This is a genomic window from Luteibacter aegosomatis, from assembly GCF_023078455.1.
GTDB classification, from domain to species: Bacteria; Pseudomonadota; Gammaproteobacteria; order Xanthomonadales; family Rhodanobacteraceae; genus Luteibacter; species Luteibacter aegosomatis.
The window spans coordinates 842,914-857,292 of the sequence record NZ_CP095740.1 but is presented as its reverse complement, the minus strand read 5'-3'; the positions used below and the strand labels follow the sequence as shown (position 1 = coordinate 857,292).

17 protein-coding genes and 1 tRNA gene are annotated in these 14,379 nt (G+C 68.0%); 9 read left to right on the top strand and 9 right to left on the bottom strand.

From position 1 onward, the window contains the following. The first annotated feature begins 6 nt into the window (after window positions 1-6). The 5 genes from pdhA to L2Y94_RS03775 all read left to right on the top strand — a co-directional run bounded on the left by pdhA (window position 7) and on the right by L2Y94_RS03775 (window position 4,455). Window positions 7-1,083 carry a pyruvate dehydrogenase (acetyl-transferring) E1 component subunit alpha gene (pdhA, locus tag L2Y94_RS03795; protein WP_247373216.1) on the top strand — a complete coding sequence of 359 codons (1,077 nt, stop codon included), beginning with the start codon at window positions 7-9 and terminating at the stop codon, window positions 1,081-1,083. 12 nt (window positions 1,084-1,095) lie between these two features. Then, on the top strand, window positions 1,096-2,076 hold the full coding sequence (locus tag L2Y94_RS03790) for an alpha-ketoacid dehydrogenase subunit beta (RefSeq protein WP_144914899.1): 981 nt from the start codon (window positions 1,096-1,098) through the stop codon (window positions 2,074-2,076). Between the two features lie 9 nt (window positions 2,077-2,085). Then, complete coding sequence (locus L2Y94_RS03785; RefSeq protein WP_247373215.1) at window positions 2,086-3,462, top strand: dihydrolipoamide acetyltransferase family protein; 1,377 nt, start codon at window positions 2,086-2,088, stop codon at window positions 3,460-3,462. Window positions 3,463-3,575: 113 nt separating this feature from the next. Further along, on the top strand, window positions 3,576-4,040 hold the full coding sequence (locus L2Y94_RS03780) for a YehS family protein (protein ID WP_247373214.1): 465 nt from the start codon (window positions 3,576-3,578) through the stop codon (window positions 4,038-4,040). A gap of 34 nt (window positions 4,041-4,074) precedes the next feature. After that, window positions 4,075-4,455 carry a VOC family protein gene (locus tag L2Y94_RS03775; RefSeq protein WP_247373213.1) on the top strand — a complete coding sequence of 127 codons (381 nt, stop codon included), beginning with the start codon at window positions 4,075-4,077 and terminating at the stop codon, window positions 4,453-4,455. Between the two features lie 160 nt (window positions 4,456-4,615). Here the strand turns inward: L2Y94_RS03775 and L2Y94_RS03770 are convergent, their stop codons facing one another. From L2Y94_RS03770 to L2Y94_RS03755, 4 genes are all read right to left on the bottom strand, one after another. Further along, window positions 4,616-4,942 (bottom strand): hypothetical protein, encoded by a 327-nt coding sequence (locus tag L2Y94_RS03770; protein ID WP_247373211.1) that lies wholly within the window; start codon window positions 4,940-4,942, stop codon window positions 4,616-4,618. Between the two features lie 4 nt (window positions 4,943-4,946). Continuing rightward, a complete protein-coding gene (locus tag L2Y94_RS03765; RefSeq protein WP_247373210.1) occupies window positions 4,947-6,317 on the bottom strand; it encodes a tryptophan--tRNA ligase in 1,371 nt (456 codons plus the stop codon). A gap of 191 nt (window positions 6,318-6,508) precedes the next feature. Next, window positions 6,509-7,429 carry an arginase gene (gene rocF, locus L2Y94_RS03760; protein ID WP_247373209.1) on the bottom strand — a complete coding sequence of 307 codons (921 nt, stop codon included), beginning with the start codon at window positions 7,427-7,429 and terminating at the stop codon, window positions 6,509-6,511. Between the two features lie 10 nt (window positions 7,430-7,439). Next, window positions 7,440-7,832 carry a rhodanese-like domain-containing protein gene (locus tag L2Y94_RS03755; protein ID WP_247373208.1) on the bottom strand — a complete coding sequence of 131 codons (393 nt, stop codon included), beginning with the start codon at window positions 7,830-7,832 and terminating at the stop codon, window positions 7,440-7,442. 131 nt (window positions 7,833-7,963) lie between these two features. On the opposite strand from L2Y94_RS03755, the gene L2Y94_RS03750 reads away from it, so the two are divergent. Together L2Y94_RS03750 and L2Y94_RS03745 are read left to right on the top strand one after the other, a co-directional pair. Then, window positions 7,964-8,413: an antitoxin Xre/MbcA/ParS toxin-binding domain-containing protein gene (locus L2Y94_RS03750; RefSeq protein ID WP_247373207.1), complete on the top strand. Its 450-nt coding sequence runs from the start codon at window positions 7,964-7,966 to the stop codon at window positions 8,411-8,413. Next, window positions 8,413-8,859, top strand: a complete 447-nt coding sequence (locus L2Y94_RS03745) for an RES family NAD+ phosphorylase (RefSeq protein ID WP_247373206.1) — start codon at window positions 8,413-8,415, stop codon at window positions 8,857-8,859. Before L2Y94_RS03750 ends, L2Y94_RS03745 begins: the two co-directional genes overlap by 1 nt. Window positions 8,860-8,875: 16 nt before the next feature. Here the strand turns inward: L2Y94_RS03745 and L2Y94_RS03740 are convergent. The 4 genes from L2Y94_RS03740 to L2Y94_RS03725 form a co-directional block, all read right to left on the bottom strand. Further along, window positions 8,876-8,951: transfer RNA gene (locus tag L2Y94_RS03740), tRNA-Thr, on the bottom strand. Window positions 8,952-8,967: 16 nt separating this feature from the next. Next, window positions 8,968-9,723 (bottom strand): SPOR domain-containing protein, encoded by a 756-nt coding sequence (locus tag L2Y94_RS03735; RefSeq protein WP_247373205.1) that lies wholly within the window; start codon window positions 9,721-9,723, stop codon window positions 8,968-8,970. A 66-nt stretch (window positions 9,724-9,789) separates the two neighbouring features. After that, a complete protein-coding gene (locus L2Y94_RS03730) occupies window positions 9,790-10,548 on the bottom strand; it encodes a type III pantothenate kinase (protein WP_247373204.1) in 759 nt (252 codons plus the stop codon). Then, window positions 10,545-11,528, bottom strand: coding sequence for a biotin--[acetyl-CoA-carboxylase] ligase (locus L2Y94_RS03725; RefSeq protein WP_247373203.1), 984 nt, complete (start codon window positions 11,526-11,528; stop codon window positions 10,545-10,547). Before L2Y94_RS03725 ends, L2Y94_RS03730 begins: the two co-directional genes overlap by 4 nt. A gap of 197 nt (window positions 11,529-11,725) precedes the next feature. Between L2Y94_RS03725 and L2Y94_RS03720 the strand changes: the two genes are divergently transcribed. Next, window positions 11,726-12,076, top strand: a complete 351-nt coding sequence (locus L2Y94_RS03720) for a hypothetical protein (RefSeq protein WP_247373202.1) — start codon at window positions 11,726-11,728, stop codon at window positions 12,074-12,076. 19 nt (window positions 12,077-12,095) lie between these two features. Continuing rightward, entirely contained in the window at window positions 12,096-12,860 is a 765-nt protein-coding gene (locus L2Y94_RS03715; protein ID WP_247373201.1) for a M90 family metallopeptidase, read from the top strand. Window positions 12,861-12,989: 129 nt separating this feature from the next. Here L2Y94_RS03715 and L2Y94_RS03710 read toward each other — a convergent pair whose 3' ends face one another. Continuing rightward, entirely contained in the window at window positions 12,990-14,375 is a 1,386-nt protein-coding gene (locus L2Y94_RS03710) for an ATP-binding protein (protein ID WP_247373200.1), read from the bottom strand. Window positions 14,376-14,379 lie beyond the last annotated feature (4 nt).

The following is a 14,379-nucleotide window of genomic DNA, read 5'->3' as shown; positions in this document are numbered from 1 at the left end:
CGAGTCGTGTCCATCGCCGCCAAGTTCGAAATCGAATACCTGCAATACCTTGACCAGGACGGCAAGGAAACCGGCAAGGAACTGCCCGCATTCGCCAAGGATCTCGACCACATGGTCGAGCTCTACAAGCTCATGGTGTCCACCCGCGTGTTCGACACCAAGTCGATCGCGCTCCAGCGCACCGGCAAGCTCGGCACCTACGCCTCCTGCCTCGGCCACGAAGCCGCGCACGTGGGCATCGGCAGCGCCATGCGCCGTGAAGATTCCCTGGCCGTGTCCTACCGCGAGTACGGCGCGCAGCTGTACCGCGGCGTGAAGCCGCGCGAGGTCTACACCTACTGGGGTGGCGACGAGCGCGGCAACGACTTCGCCGATGCGCCCGCGCACGACTTCGCCTGGTGCGTGCCCATCGGCACGCAGTGCCTGCACGCCGCCGGTTCGGCGCTGGCCTTCAAGATCCGCAACGAGCCGCGCGTGGCCGTGTGCACCATCGGCGACGGCGGTTCGTCCAAGGGCGACTTCTACGGCGCCATCAACGTCGCCGGCGCGCAGAACCTGCCCCTGGTCGCCGTGATCGTGAACAACCAGTGGGCCATCTCGGTGCCGCGCCGCATCCAGAGCGGTTCGGGCACGCTCGCCCAGAAGGGCATCGCGGCCGGCCTGTACTGCATCCAGGTCGACGGCAACGACATCATCGCCGTGCGCAAGGCCATGGAAGACGCGCTCGAGCGCGCCCGCTCCGGCCAGGGCGGCTCGGTGATCGAAGCGGTCACCTACCGCCTCGGCGACCACACCACCGCCGACGACGCCCGCCGCTACCGCGGCGAGCAGGAAGTGAAGGACGCCTGGGAACGCGACCCCGTGCCGCGCCTGCGCAAGTGGCTCGAAGCCAAGGGCAAGTGGGACGACGCGAAGGAAGAAGCCTGGAAGGCCGAGTGCGACGACTGGATGGACAACGAAGTCAACGCCTACCTGGAATCGAAGGTGCAGCCGGCCACGGCCATGTTCGATTACCTGTATGCCGAACTGCCGGCCGACCTCGAAAAGCAGCGCGAACTCGTCGCCTCGCTCGATCGCAAGTAAGGATCCCATCCCATGGCACAGATCACTCTTATCGAAGCGGTGACCCAGGCGCTCGCCTACGAAATGCGCAACGACGACAGCGTCGTGGTGCTCGGCGAGGACGTCGGCGTGAACGGCGGCGTCTTCCGCGCCACCCAGGGCCTGCAGGAACAGTTCGGCGAGATGCGCGTCATCGACACGCCGCTGGACGAAGGCACCATCGCCGGCCTCACCGTGGGCCTCGCCGCCCAGGGCATGAAGCCGGTGGCCGAAGCCCAGTTCGAGGGCTTCATCTACCCGATGATGGAGCACATCGCCTGCCACGCCGCGCGCATGCGCAACCGCACCCGCGGCCGCATCACCGTGCCGGCCGTATGGCGCGCCCCCTGGGGTGGCGGCATCCGCGCGCCGGAGCATCACTCCGAGGCCAACGAGCACCTGTTCACCAACATCCCCGGCCTGCGCGTGGTGATGCCTTCGTCCCCGGCCCGCGCCTATGGCCTGCTGCTGGCCGCCATCCGCGATCCGGATCCGGTCATCTTCTTCGAGCCCAAGCGCATCTACCGCCAGTACAAGGAAGAAGTGCCCGACGACGGCGAGGCCCTGCCGCTCGACGTGTGCTTCGTGCTGCGCGACGGCACCGACGTCACCCTGGTCACCTGGGGCGCCCAGGTGAAGGAGTGCCTCGAGGCCGCCGACGAGCTGGCCCAGAAGGGCATCAGCGCCGAGGTGATCGACGTGGCCACGCTCACGCCGCTCGACTTCGACACCATCGCCGAGTCGGTCACCAAGACCGGCCGCTGCGTCATCGTGCACGAAGCCCCGAAGACCGCCGGCTTCGGCGCCGAGATCGCCGCGCGCCTGTCGGAGGAATGCCTCTACAGCCTGCTCGCGCCGGTCGAACGCGTCACCGGTTTCGATACCCACATCCCGCTGTTCCGCCTGGAAATGAAGTACCTGCCCAGCGTCGAACGCATCGTCGAAGCCGCCGAGCGCACGCTCGCGGCATCCTGAGGATCCACCATGGCCGACATCAAGACTTTCTACCTGCCCGACCTCGGTGAGGGCCTTCCCGACGCCACCGTCGTGGAATGGCACGTCAAGGAAGGCGACACCATCAAGCTCGACGCCCCGCTGGTGTCGATGGAAACCGCGAAGGCCGTCGTCGACGTGCCCTCGCCGTACTCCGGCACCGTGAAGAAGCTGCACGGCGCCACCGGCGACATCATCGAGACCGGCGCCGCCCTGGCCGACTTCGAGATCGATCCGAACGCGCGCCAGCGCGCCGAGGCCGAGTCCACCGGCCACCACCACGGCCCGAAGAAGGGCGTGGGCAGCCCGGCGCCGGACGACGGCCACAAGGTCATCGCGTCCGACGACGGCGGCGAGATCGAATCCGGCAACGATCGCGAAGACGAAGGCACCGTCGTGGGCGCCATGGTCAGCGGCAACGCCGTGCACACCGAGCAGGTCTCCAGCGCCGGTGGCGTCAAGGCCGTGCCGGCCGTGCGCGCCGCCGCCAAGAAGCTCAAGGTCGACCTCACCCGCGTGCAGCCGACCGGCGCCGGTGGCGTCATCACCATGCAGGACGTCAAGAACGCCGCCGCCAACGGCAGCGCGCGGGCCGGTGCCGCCCCGGCCCGTCCGGCGTCCGCGCAGCACCTGGCCCCCACCCTGCCCGAGCCGGGCCCGGCACCGCAGCGCACGGCCGTCTCGCTGGCGGGCAAGCCCGTCCGCACCGCGCCCCCGGGCGCGGAAGCCATGGGCCAGCCGGAGCAGCTCAAGGGCGTGCGTCGGAACATGGCCCGCGTGATGGCCGAGGCCCACGCCAACGTGGTGCCCACCACCATCGTCGACGACGCCGACCTCCACGCCTGGATCGGCAAGCAGGACATCACCGCCCGCCTCATCCGCGCCATCGTGGCCGCGTGCAAGGCCGTGCCGGCGCTCAACGCCTGGTTCGACGGCAAGAACCTCACCCGCACGCTGCATCCGCACGTGGACATCGGCATCGCGGTGGACACCGACGACGGACTGTTCGTGCCGGCCCTGCGTAACGCCGACGTGCTCGACGGCGCAGGCATCCGCGCCGCGATCAAACGCCTGCGCAGCTCGGTCGAAGATCGCAGCATCCCGGCCTCGGAGCTCTCCGGCTACACCATCAGCCTGAGCAACTTCGGCATGTTCGCCGGCCGCTACGCCACCCCGGTGGTGGTGCCGCCGACCGTCGCCATCGTCGGCGCCGGCAAGCTCAGCCACGACGTGGTCGCCGTGATGGGCGGCATCGAGGTACACCGCCGCATGCCGCTGTCGCTCACCTTCGATCACCGCGCCGCCACCGGTGGCGAGGCCGCGCGCTTCCTGAAGGCGATGATCGACGATCTGGGATTGCCGAACTGAGGCAGCCTCGATTCGCGGATGCGATCCGCTCCCACCCCGTTGGTAGCTACGCCGCTACCGGAGGGTGGGAGCGGATCGTATCCGCGAATCATGCTCGCGGTATCCTTGCGCGCATGCAGAACAACGACACCCTCCGCAGCATCCGCTACATGCTCGACCTCGGCGACGTGCACGTCGTCGACATCCTCGCCCTCACCGGCTACCAGGCCACCCGCGACGACATCGAAACCTGGCTCACGAAGGAAGACGAGCCGGGCTTCACGGCCATGCCCGACGTCGCCATGGCGCACTTCCTCGACGGTCTCATCGTGCATCGCCGCGGCCGCGACGAAAGCCAGCCGCCCCGCCCCGTCGATCCGAAGGTGAACAACAACGTGGTGCTGAAGAAGCTTCGCGTGGCCTTCGAGCTGAAGGAAGACGACATCCTCGCCATCATGGGCGAGGTCGGTTTCACGGCGTCCCGGGGCGAAATCAACGCCCTCTTCCGCCAACCGAAGCACAGCAATTTCCGCCTGTGCGGCGACCAGTTCCTGCGCAACTTCCTCAAGGGCCTCACGGCGCGTCTGCGCGGGCGGTGATAACGTGAGGCCTCCTTCCCGGGAGGCTTCCGTCATGCATCACAGCCGGCTATGCACCCTGGTGCTCGACTGCCAGGACATCGACCTGGACACCGCCGCGCAGTTCTGGAGCCGCGCGCTGGGCAAATCCATCGAGAGCACCGACGAAGACGGCGACGGGAAGTACGCCTCGCTGAAAACCCAGGGCGACGAGCTGCGCATCCTGCTGCAGCGGGTCGAGCATCCCAGCCGCGTGCATCTGGATATCGAGACCGACGATGTCGCCGCGGAAGCCGACCGGCTGGAGCAGCTGGGCGCAAAGCGCATCGGCTTCGTGAAACGCTGGTGGGTCATGGAAGCCCCGACGGGGCATCGGTTCTGCGTGGTGGACAGGCAGGGCGAGGCCTTTGGGCCGCACCTCAACCGGTGGGACTGAGGCCAGCCTGATTCGCCGATACGATCGGCTCCCACCCCTTCGGTAGCGAGGCGTCTGCCCCCTAAGCAAACCTCCGGCCGCGATTTACTACCGAGGGATGCAATCCCTTGATGGAGGCCTTACTACCGAAGGGGTGGGAGCCGATCGTATCGGCGAACCCTTACGAAGCCCGCCGTTTCCAGATCACCTGGCGGACGACCAACGCGACCACCAGCACCGCCAGAAACGCCCCATACCCGTAGAGCGCCGGCACCACCTGCTGCCAGATCGCCCCGCTCTTCGGCCCGAACTGGTCCGCGGCGGGAAGCTCCACCGCGTCGTAGGCCAGCAACGCCGCCTGCACGGAAGCGATGATCGAAGCCACCAGCGCGAGCGCGTCGAACGCGCGCCGCGTACCCGTCCTCGGCAAACTCTTCGGGTAAGCCCAATACGCCCACCCCAGCACCACCAGCCATGGGGCCAACAGCAGCAGGGCGAGGTAACGCATGGTCTCAGGCTTCCTGGGCGGCGGCGAGCGCGTCGAGCGCGCTCCTCAGGCGAAGCACGGCGGCGGCGCGCGCCACTTCGTCGGGATAGGGCAGGCCCTTGGCCACGATCTCTCCGTCGACACGCAATGCGACATGGTCGTCGTGCGACTCGATGGCGGCCGAGGCGCCACCCATCGTCGAGAGCTTCTGGCGCAAGGTGCCGGCCGCCTTCGGATCGGCGAAGGACGCGGAAAGCAGCAGTTCCTCGCCATCGGTACCGAACAGGCGGAAACGGAAGCTGCCGTCGTCGTCGCGGAAGCTGGCAAAGCGCGGCGGCTTGGCCTTGACGGCAGGTGCGGGCGGAACATCGGCCACCTTCACCATCGGACGATAGCTGCGCAGGCCCACGGCCTCGCGCAGGGTTTCCAGCAAGGGCCCGGCGATGGCGCGCGCCTTCGCGGCACCCGCGTGCAGGATGTCTTCCATGTCGTCGGGGCGCGCCATCAGCGCATCGTAGCGCTCGCGCATCGGCGCGATCTCGGCTTCCAGGCGCTCGAACAGCACCTGCTTGGCCTCGCCCCAACCGATGCCGCCACGGAGCGCATCGGCGAAGGCCGCGGTCTCGGTCGGGGAGGCGAAGGCCTTGAAGATGGTGAACAGCGCAGAGTCGTCCGCCTCCTTCGGTTCGCCCGGCGCGCGCGAGTCGGTGACGATCTTCATGATCGTATCGCGCAGCACCTTCGGGCCGCCTTCGAACAGCGGAATGGTGTTGTCGTAGCTCTTGGACATCTTGCGCCCGTCGAGGCCCGGCAGCGTGGCCACCTGTTCCTCGATGTGCGCCTCCGGCATCACGAAGAACTCGCGACCGTAGGTGTGGTTGAAGCGCTGCGCGATGTCGCGCGCCATCTCGATGTGCTGGATCTGGTCGCGACCCACCGGCACCTTGTTGGCATTGAAGGCGAGGATGTCGGCCGCCATCAGCACCGGATACATGTAAAGGCCCGCGGTGACGCCGGCATCGGGGTCTTCGTGGGTTTCGACGTTGCGGTCGACCGCCGCCTTGTAGGCATGGGCGCGGTTGAGCAGGCCCTTGGCGGTGACGCAGGTCAACAGCCACATCAACTCCGGCACCTCGGGAATGTCGGACTGGCGGTAGAACGTGGCGGTGTCGGGATCCAGTCCGCCGGCCAGCCAGGTCGCCGTGATCTGCAAACGCGAGGCCTCGACGCGCGCCGCGTCGTCGCTCTTGATGAGCGCGTGATAGTCGGCCATGAAGTAGAACGCGTCGACGTTGGGATCCTTGCTGGCCAGGATGGCCGGGCGGATCGCGCCGACGTAGTTGCCGAGATGCGGCGTGCCGGTGGTGGTGATGCCGGTGAGGACGCGGGTGTGCATGGGGGACCTGGGGCTGGACGGACGGTGGTAACCGTTTGAGTGTAGCCCGCGCGGTGGTGGCTTGCGACCCGAACGCCGCGACAACCTGCCGCGCTTCGCGCGGTTCGCCGATACGATCGGCTCCCACCCCTTCGGTAGGAGGCTCGCTACCGAAGGGGTGGGAGCCGATCGTATCGGCGAACCCGGCTGCCTCAGCGTATGAGGGTAGATTTGCCGAACAACGACTCCACCAGGTCCACCGCCAGCTTCGCCGTCTGGTTGCGCTTGTCGAAGGCAGGGTTCAACTCCACGATGTCGAGCGAGCCCACGCGGCCGGTATCGGCGATCATCTCCATCACCAACTGGGCCTCGCGGTAGTTCGGGCCGCCCCGCACGGTGGTGCCCACGCCCGGGGCGATCGACGGATCGAGGAAGTCCACGTCGAAGCTCACGTGCAGGTGGGTATCCTCGTCCACGCCCGCCAGCGCTTCTTCCATCGCGGCTTTTATGCCGATTTCGTCGATGTAGCGCATGTCGTAGATATCGACGCCCACCTCATGCACGAGGCGCTTCTCGCCCTCGTCCACCGAGCGGATGCCGATCTGGCGGAACACGTCGGGATTCGTCGCCGGCACATGGCCGCCGATGCGGGTGAGCGCGTCGGGACCGTGGCCGCACAGGCAAGCGACCGGCATGCCGTGGATGTTGCCCGAGGGCGTGATCTCGCTCGTATTGAAATCCGCGTGGGCATCGAGCCAGAGCACGCGGAGCTTCTTGCCGGTGTCACGGCAATGCCGCGCCACCGCCGAGATCGAACCGATCGCCAGGCAATGGTCACCGCCCAGCATCACCGGCAGGCGCCCGTCCTTCAGCTCGGCATAGACGGCCTCGTGCACCGAGGTATTCCAGGCCACGACCGCGTCGAGATGACGATAGCCGTCTTTCGGCGGCTGCCACGGGTTGAGTGGCCCGGCGAGGTTACCGCGATCGACCACGTGCATGCCGCGGGCGGACAGGCGCTCGGCGAGCTTGGCCACGCGCAGGGCCTCCGGCCCCATGGAGCTGCCGCGGTGGCCGGCGCCGATATCGGTGGGGACGCCCACGAGGGCGACCGAGCGGGTGGTAGGACTCATCGGATGGAACTCAAGGTGAGGGATGTTCGGCGACCATCGGACGGCCGTCTGCACGCCACGCGTCGGCACTGCCCTGAAGCAGGCTCACGTGGGTGTATCCCAGGGATTGGAGGGTATCGCGGGCCCGCGCGGCGCGCTTGCCCGACTTGCAGTAGACCACCACGTCGGCACTGCGTGGCACGCCAAGGGCACCGTGCCGGGCGGCTACCTCGTCGACGGGCAGGTTCCGCGCCCCGGCGAGGTGACCCTGGGCGTATTCGGCCGGCGTACGCACGTCGACGACCAGCGGCGCGTCGTGCGAGGCCATGCGCGCGGCGAGGGCCTCCCGGGACACGTCCTGCGCCCACGCCATGAGGGGCAGCGAGAGCAGCACGAGCGACAGCGACAGGCGAAACCGGGTCATGGCCGCAAGTTTACACCGCGGCAGGGAACAGCCACGTTGCAGCGCCGCAGGGGCCTGCATGAACCGTCGGGCGGCGAGGACTAGCCTCTTCCACCATTTGGCGTAAAATTCCAGCCAACTGGAGGATTGCCATGGTAGCCCACTTCGCTGATGACGGCGCCCTCGATATCGCCGAAACGGTCTTCACCCGCATGGCGCGACTGCTCGACCTGAAAATTCGGTCCGATGCCGACGCCATCCGCGTGGTCGGCAAGGGCATCTCCGTGCACACGTACAAACGCGTGGCTGGCAAGCTCCATTTCCCCGCCAATCTGGTCGCACCGGAAAGCACGATGAGGCGCCGCCTCCTCGAAGGCCGTTTCAGCGAGGCCGAATCCGAACGAATCCTGCGCATCGCGCGCGTCTTCGCCGAAGCGGTGGAACTGTTCGGCGACGAGGACAAGGCGCTGGCGTGGTTCACCACGGCCTCGGACTATCTCGACGAAGGCACGCCAATCACGCCCATGGCGCTGGCGGCCACCGACAACGGCGCACGTCTCATCGAATCGCGGATCATGCGCACCGCGCATGGCATGTTCTAATGCGGCTGTGGCGTATTTCGGCCTATCCGGGCCTCGAAGGAACGGGGGGTCGCCATGCCGACGGACGTTGGCACACGCAAGGACGCCCCATCATCTACGCGGCGGAACATCCGGCGCTGGCCATGGTGGAAGCCATGGCGCACATGCACCTCGGCATCACGACGATACCGCTCACGCTGAAGTTGATCGCGATCGACGTGGCCGAGCATGCGAGTGTCGCCCCGAAACTCGACCTGCCTTCCGGATGGCAGGCCAACGTTCCCACGAGCCAGGCGATCGGCAATGCGTGGCTCGTGGCATCGGCATCGCTCGTCCTGCCCGTGCCCTCGGCCATCCTCGCGCACTCGACGAATTACCTGATCAATCCCGCGCACGTCGAGGCGGAAACGTACCTGAGCGAAGCCTTCGTGGAACCGTTCTGGTTCGACAGGCGATACCTGCGCTGAAGCGCGGCGGACAGGATGGTGCCGGCACCCGGATTCGAACTGGGGACCTACCGCTTACAAGGCGGTTGCTCTACCAACTGAGCTATGCCGGCGAAGGCGGGGAGTTTATCAGAAGCAGCCCGTGGTTCGGGTCGTGACACCGGGGGTGCGCACGGCGCGACGTACGTCGGCGGCGGCATCGTCGGAAACGACGACGTCGAGCCACCACACGGGAACGGTTTCGGTGCGTTCGCTCATGCGCGCCGGGAACCCGGCGGCCACCACCTCGTCGCGCCGCTTGCGCGCATTGGCCGGGTCGTGGAACAGGCCAAGGGCCACGGAGTTGGGCAGGTCGCCCTGGGCGCCCACCACGAAGTAATCCTTGATGCCCTTGGCTTCGAGGCGGCGCGCCTGGGCCACCGCCTGCTCGCGGGTGGCCTGCGAGGGCAGGTACACGCGCCAGCCGTGCGATTCGCTCGTCTGCTCCTGGCGCTGGCGGCTGCGGGCCATGCGTGGTGCCAGTGTCGTGCGTGCCGCCTTGAGGTCGACCAGGCTGGCGAACGGTCCGACGGCGAGGCAGCGATAACTGCGCTGTGGAGGCGGCGGTGCGGCGGTCGGCGGCGAGGGCTTTGGCGGCTCCGGTGCCGTCGGCACGACGGCGACGGGCGTCGCCGGTGCGGGCGGTGCGACGGAACGGGCGGGAGCGGGCTGCACCGGCGACGGCGCGCTCGTAGCGCGGGCGGGCGCCTCGGCCAGCAGTTTCAGCGTGGGCACGCCCTTGTCCGCCGGATCGACCGCGTGCACACCGGTATCGCCGAGCAACAACCACGCGGCGACGGCGATATTCAGTGCGATCAGCAGGACGAACAGCAAACGCAGCAGCATGGGGGCCTTGGCTCTTCCGGTTGGGCCTGCTCGCGTTCCCCTGTAAGAACCGGCAGCGAAGGAATTCTAGGGGATATCGCCCGCGTCGGGCTGCGACCGTGCCCACACGGCGAGGCCCCGTAATACCGCGTCGGGCACGATGGCTACCTCGCGTTCGAGAAGCGGTGCCAGCACGTCGGCGTCGCCGCCGCCGAGGGTCACCGTGGGCGAACCGCCGAGCCGGGCCGACGAGCGGGCGACGAAACGGTCGACGAGCGCCGCCGATGCCTGCCAGCACCCGGAAGCCAGGCCGTCGGCGGTGTTGTCGGCGAGGTCGCGTACCGCGCCCGCGTGGCCGGGACGCACCTGTGCCGTGGCACCGAGGATCGATTGCTGCATCAGCACCGGACCCGGCGCGATCCAGCCGCCGAGGTGGCGGCCTTCCGCGTCGAGGGCGTCGAGCGTGAGGGCCGTGCCCACGCTGGCGAGCACGCAGGGCGCGCGCCCCTCGGCCCAGGCGTCCACCATGGCGAGGAAACGGTCCACGCCCAGGCGATGCGGTTCGGCGTAGGCGTTGGTCACGCCGCAGGCATGCGCGGGCGTGCGTATCCAGTGGGGATCGAGCCCGAACGCTTTCCCGGCGGCGACGGCAACGGCCGTTTCGCGTGCGCCATCCACCACCGACGCCCCGAGGATGCGCGCGGGCGTGGGCCATTCGGACCACAGCTGTGCCAGTTCATGGGCGATGTCGGCATCCCAGCCGAACGCACCGCGATGGGTGAACGTGGCGCCGTCGCAGAGCGCGAACTTCAGCCGCGTATTGCCCAGGTCGAGCAGCAGGATCATGCGACGCCGCTCCGGCGCACCGAAACCTCGGCGCTGTCGACGGTGATCGCGGTGCCGTCCGTCCGGCGTACGCGCAACGCACCGCGCCCGTCCACGCCCTCGCCCACCGCCTCGTATTCGCCGCGTGGATCGAGGATGCGCAGCGGCTTGCCGAGCAGGAGGTCGTGGCTGGCGTATTCGTCGACGAATGCCGCGAAGCCGTGGCGCTCGAACGTCAGGAGGCCCTCGGTGAGCGCCGCCACCACGGACGCCGCCGCGCGGTTGCGGTCGGGCGGCGAGCCGCCCGTGAGTTCGGCGATGTCGGTCACGGGTTGTCCCGCGCGCTCGTGCACGCTGTCGGGAAGGCGAATGTTGAGGCCGACGCCGATCACCGCCGCGCACGGACCGGAATATTCCCCCGACAATTCCACGAGGATGCCGGCGAGTTTGGCGTTGCCCGCCAGTATGTCGTTGGGCCACTTCAGGCCCGCCGTGCGGATGCCCAGATCGTCCAGCGCACGGATCAGCATGACTCCCACCGCCAGCGACAGACCCGACAGCGACGCGAATCCCGCATCGAAACGCTTAAGCACCGATAGATAGAGGTTCATGCCCGGCGGCGACAGCCACGCGCGACCGCGACGACCGCGGCCGGCACTCTGCGTCTCGGCGAGCACGAAGGCCAGGTCGTCGAGCACGGGGTTGCGCCGGGCCAGTTCGCTGGACGTGGAATCGAGCTCCCAATGCACCTCGAGCATGCCCAGGGCGGAGGACGCCGTCGCCGGCAGCCACTGGCGGATGCTTGGCGCGTCGAGCAGCTGGACCGGCCACGGCAGGCGATAACCGCCGCCGACCTTGGCATCGACGGGCACACCCTTCAGGCGCAGCGCCTCGATCTGTTTCCACACGGCGGCGCGCGTCACACCCGCATGGCGGGCCAATGCCGCGCCGGAAACGGGCTCGCCGTCGGCGAGGGCTTGCAGGAGATCGCGTGCGAGCATCGTGCCGTGAAGAGCCGTCAGGCGGCCGCAGCCAAGGGGGAAAGGGACCGGGACATCCGCCCATTCTAGGGCAGCGGCGAGATTTTCGCCCGGCGCCGCCGGGCGGCCGCCTACCCCCTCCAGCACTGGCACCTACGTGAAAATTCTGCGAGGATCGGTCGTCCCCCGACGTATCCCCAGGGGGTACGGGGAAACCGATGAACGCCAGACCCTACATCTTCGGATGTCTGTGCCTCGTCGGTGCCAACGGCACCGCCGCCGCTTCCGACATCGACTTCAGTCGTCTGCTCATCGTGGGCGGCAGCGGGTCTTCGTCGTCTTTCGAAGGCGGTAGCGGGGCGCGCGACGTGCCGTCCGGCGGCCGCGACGCGTCCGGGGGCGATGCGATGTCCGGCATCCATCGGGGCGCGGGTTCGCCGCGCACCGGCGGCAACTCGGCACCGATGCCGCCACCGACCGATGTCGGCGACGGCCCACACGACGGTCCCTCGCCGTCCCGTTCCAGCTCACCCAGTTGGCAATCGCTCCTGCCGGGGTCCATGCTCTGATCCTTTGCGGCGATCGTTCGTGGGCCTGATTTCGTCTTTTCTTTCGCGCTTTCGCGCACCCGCCCCACCCATCGACGACACACTGTGGCGCCAGGCGCTCGACCGCGTTCCGCTGGCGAAAGCGCTCGACGAGCCCCGGCGCCATTACCTGCGCCGCCTCGCCGGCGACTTTCTCCACACGAAACGTTTCCAGGCCATGGGTGGCGCCGAACTGGACGATTTCTGGCGGCTGGCCATCGCGATGCAGGCGAGCCTGCCCGCCCTCCCACGCGGGCCCGCCGCCTTCAAGGGCTGGACCAACGTGCTGGTGTATCCGGGCGAGTTCAACGTGCGACGCAGCCATTACGACGCGCACAGCGGCGTGGTGACCGACAGCGACGACACGTTGATCGGCGAGGCGTGGGACAGGGGCCCCATGGTGCTGTCGCTCGCCGACGTGGCCCTCGACCTCGAAGCCCCCTGGGACGGCTTCAACGTGGTGGTGCACGAGATGGCCCACAAGCTCGACATGCTCGCCGGTCCGGCCAGCGGGGTGCCGCCCCTGCCCAAGTCGATGAATCGCCGCGAGTGGATCCAGACCATGCAGGCCGCCTTCGACAAGCTCGTGAAGGCCGTGGAGCGCGGCCGGCATACGATCATCGATCCGTATGCCGCCGAAGCGCCGGAAGAGTTCTTCGCGGTGACGAGCGAGATGCATTTCTCGAAGCCCGCCGCGTTGCGCGAGGCCGAACCCAAAGTGGCGAAGCTGCTGGACGATTTCTACGGGCCGTCGCCGACAAGCTGACCTGACTCGCTTCGTAGCGTTCGCCGATGCGATCGGCTCCCACCCCTTCGGTAGGCGCCCTGCCGTGGATTGGCAAAGGGATGCGACAGCGCGACGACCGAACGGACGGGAGCCGATCGTATCGGCGAATCAGGCTGGCGGCAGCCGCACCCGGAATCGCGCGCCGCCCAGCTCTTCGGAGCGATCCACGTGCAACTCGCCCTGGTACGCCTTGACGATGTCCTGCACGATCGACAGTCCGATGCCGTGCCCCTGCACGCGCTCGTCGCCGCGCACGCCGCGCTGGAGGACCTTCTCGATCTTGTCGTCGGCAATGCCGGGGCCGTCGTCTTCCACGACCAGTTCCAGGCCGCTCCTTCCCTTGATCTTGCCGATGCTCCGTGCCGTGAGCAGCACGCGATGCGAAGCCCACTTGAAGGCGTTTTCGACGAGGTTGCCCATCAGCTCCAGCAGGTCGCCCTGCTCGCCAGGGAACGTCACGCCATCTTCCAGCTCGAATTCGCAGAGCACGTTCTTGGCGGCGTACACCTTTTCGAGGCTCTGCACGAGATCTTCCGCATGTCCGGCGATCGGCTCGACGGAAGCGATGGTACGGCGCCCGGAGGTGGCGGCGCGCGACAACTGATAGGCGACGATCTCGTCCATCTTGCGCACCTGGTCGAGGATGCCGGCACGCAGCGTCTGCGCGTCGTTGGTGGTTTCCATCTGCGAGCGAACCACGGCCAACGGCGTCTTCAGGCTGTGCGCGAGGTCGGCGAGCGTGTCGCGATAGCGCGAACGCTGCTCGCGCTCGCTGTCGATGAAGGCATTGAGCCGGCGCGTGAGCACCGTCAGCTCGATCGGGTAGGGGCCGTCCAGGTGATCGCGCGAACCGCGCTCGATGTGCGCGAGGTCGCTCGACACGCGACGCAGCGGCAACAGGCTCCAGCGCAGCAGGAACAGCTGCAGCAGCATGAGCATCATGCCGAGCATGGCAAGCCAGAGGAATTGCGTGCGGCGATAGGTGGCCACCAGGCGCTCGAACTGGTCTTCGGTCTGGGCCACCACGAAGGTCAACGGCACGCTGCGACGTTCGGTGCTGTCGAGCGTGACGCCGTAACTGAAGACGTAGAGCTTGCCGCTGCGCGTCTCCACCGGCTCGAAGGACGTCTGTCCCGGCGGCAGCATGCGCACGAAATCGAAGTCACGGCCCAGCGCGGACGACGACTGCCAGCGGAACCCGTCGTTGCCTACGATGATCGCGTAGAGCCCCGAGCCGACCCGCGAGAAATCCGCGTTCGGCTGGCTGTCGGGCACCGTGACCTTGCCGCCGCGCGTGATGTCGGTACCGGTGATGTAGGCGATGACGTAACTGTGCAGGCGATCGTGCATCGCCGACAGTTCCGACGCGTAGTTGGCCTTGTTCTGCGCCAGGCCGGTCAACCCCAGGAACGCGGCCAGGGCGAAGCCGGTGGCGAGCGCCGCGCGGGCGGCCAGCGACAGCGGGCGACGCTTGGTAGGTGACGCGTTGTCCATGCGT

Coding starts and splice junctions, on each gene's coding strand:
- L2Y94_RS03790 (WP_144914899.1), top strand. CDS start 1,096: ATGGCACAGATCACTCTTATCGAAGCGGTGACCCAGGCGCTCGCCTAC.
- L2Y94_RS03785 (WP_247373215.1), top strand. CDS start 2,086: ATGGCCGACATCAAGACTTTCTACCTGCCCGACCTCGGTGAGGGCCTT.
- L2Y94_RS03780 (WP_247373214.1), top strand. CDS start 3,576: ATGCAGAACAACGACACCCTCCGCAGCATCCGCTACATGCTCGACCTC.
- L2Y94_RS03775 (WP_247373213.1), top strand. CDS start 4,075: ATGCATCACAGCCGGCTATGCACCCTGGTGCTCGACTGCCAGGACATC.
- L2Y94_RS03770 (WP_247373211.1), bottom strand. CDS start 4,942: ATGCGTTACCTCGCCCTGCTGCTGTTGGCCCCATGGCTGGTGGTGCTG.
- L2Y94_RS03765 (WP_247373210.1), bottom strand. CDS start 6,317: ATGCACACCCGCGTCCTCACCGGCATCACCACCACCGGCACGCCGCAT.
- rocF (WP_247373209.1), bottom strand. CDS start 7,429: ATGAGTCCTACCACCCGCTCGGTCGCCCTCGTGGGCGTCCCCACCGAT.
- L2Y94_RS03755 (WP_247373208.1), bottom strand. CDS start 7,832: ATGACCCGGTTTCGCCTGTCGCTGTCGCTCGTGCTGCTCTCGCTGCCC.
- L2Y94_RS03750 (WP_247373207.1), top strand. CDS start 7,964: ATGGTAGCCCACTTCGCTGATGACGGCGCCCTCGATATCGCCGAAACG.
- L2Y94_RS03745 (WP_247373206.1), top strand. CDS start 8,413: ATGCGGCTGTGGCGTATTTCGGCCTATCCGGGCCTCGAAGGAACGGGG.
- L2Y94_RS03735 (WP_247373205.1), bottom strand. CDS start 9,723: ATGCTGCTGCGTTTGCTGTTCGTCCTGCTGATCGCACTGAATATCGCC.
- L2Y94_RS03730 (WP_247373204.1), bottom strand. CDS start 10,548: ATGATCCTGCTGCTCGACCTGGGCAATACGCGGCTGAAGTTCGCGCTC.
- L2Y94_RS03725 (WP_247373203.1), bottom strand. CDS start 11,528: ATGCTCGCACGCGATCTCCTGCAAGCCCTCGCCGACGGCGAGCCCGTT.
- L2Y94_RS03720 (WP_247373202.1), top strand. CDS start 11,726: ATGAACGCCAGACCCTACATCTTCGGATGTCTGTGCCTCGTCGGTGCC.
- L2Y94_RS03710 (WP_247373200.1), bottom strand. CDS start 14,375: ATGGACAACGCGTCACCTACCAAGCGTCGCCCGCTGTCGCTGGCCGCC.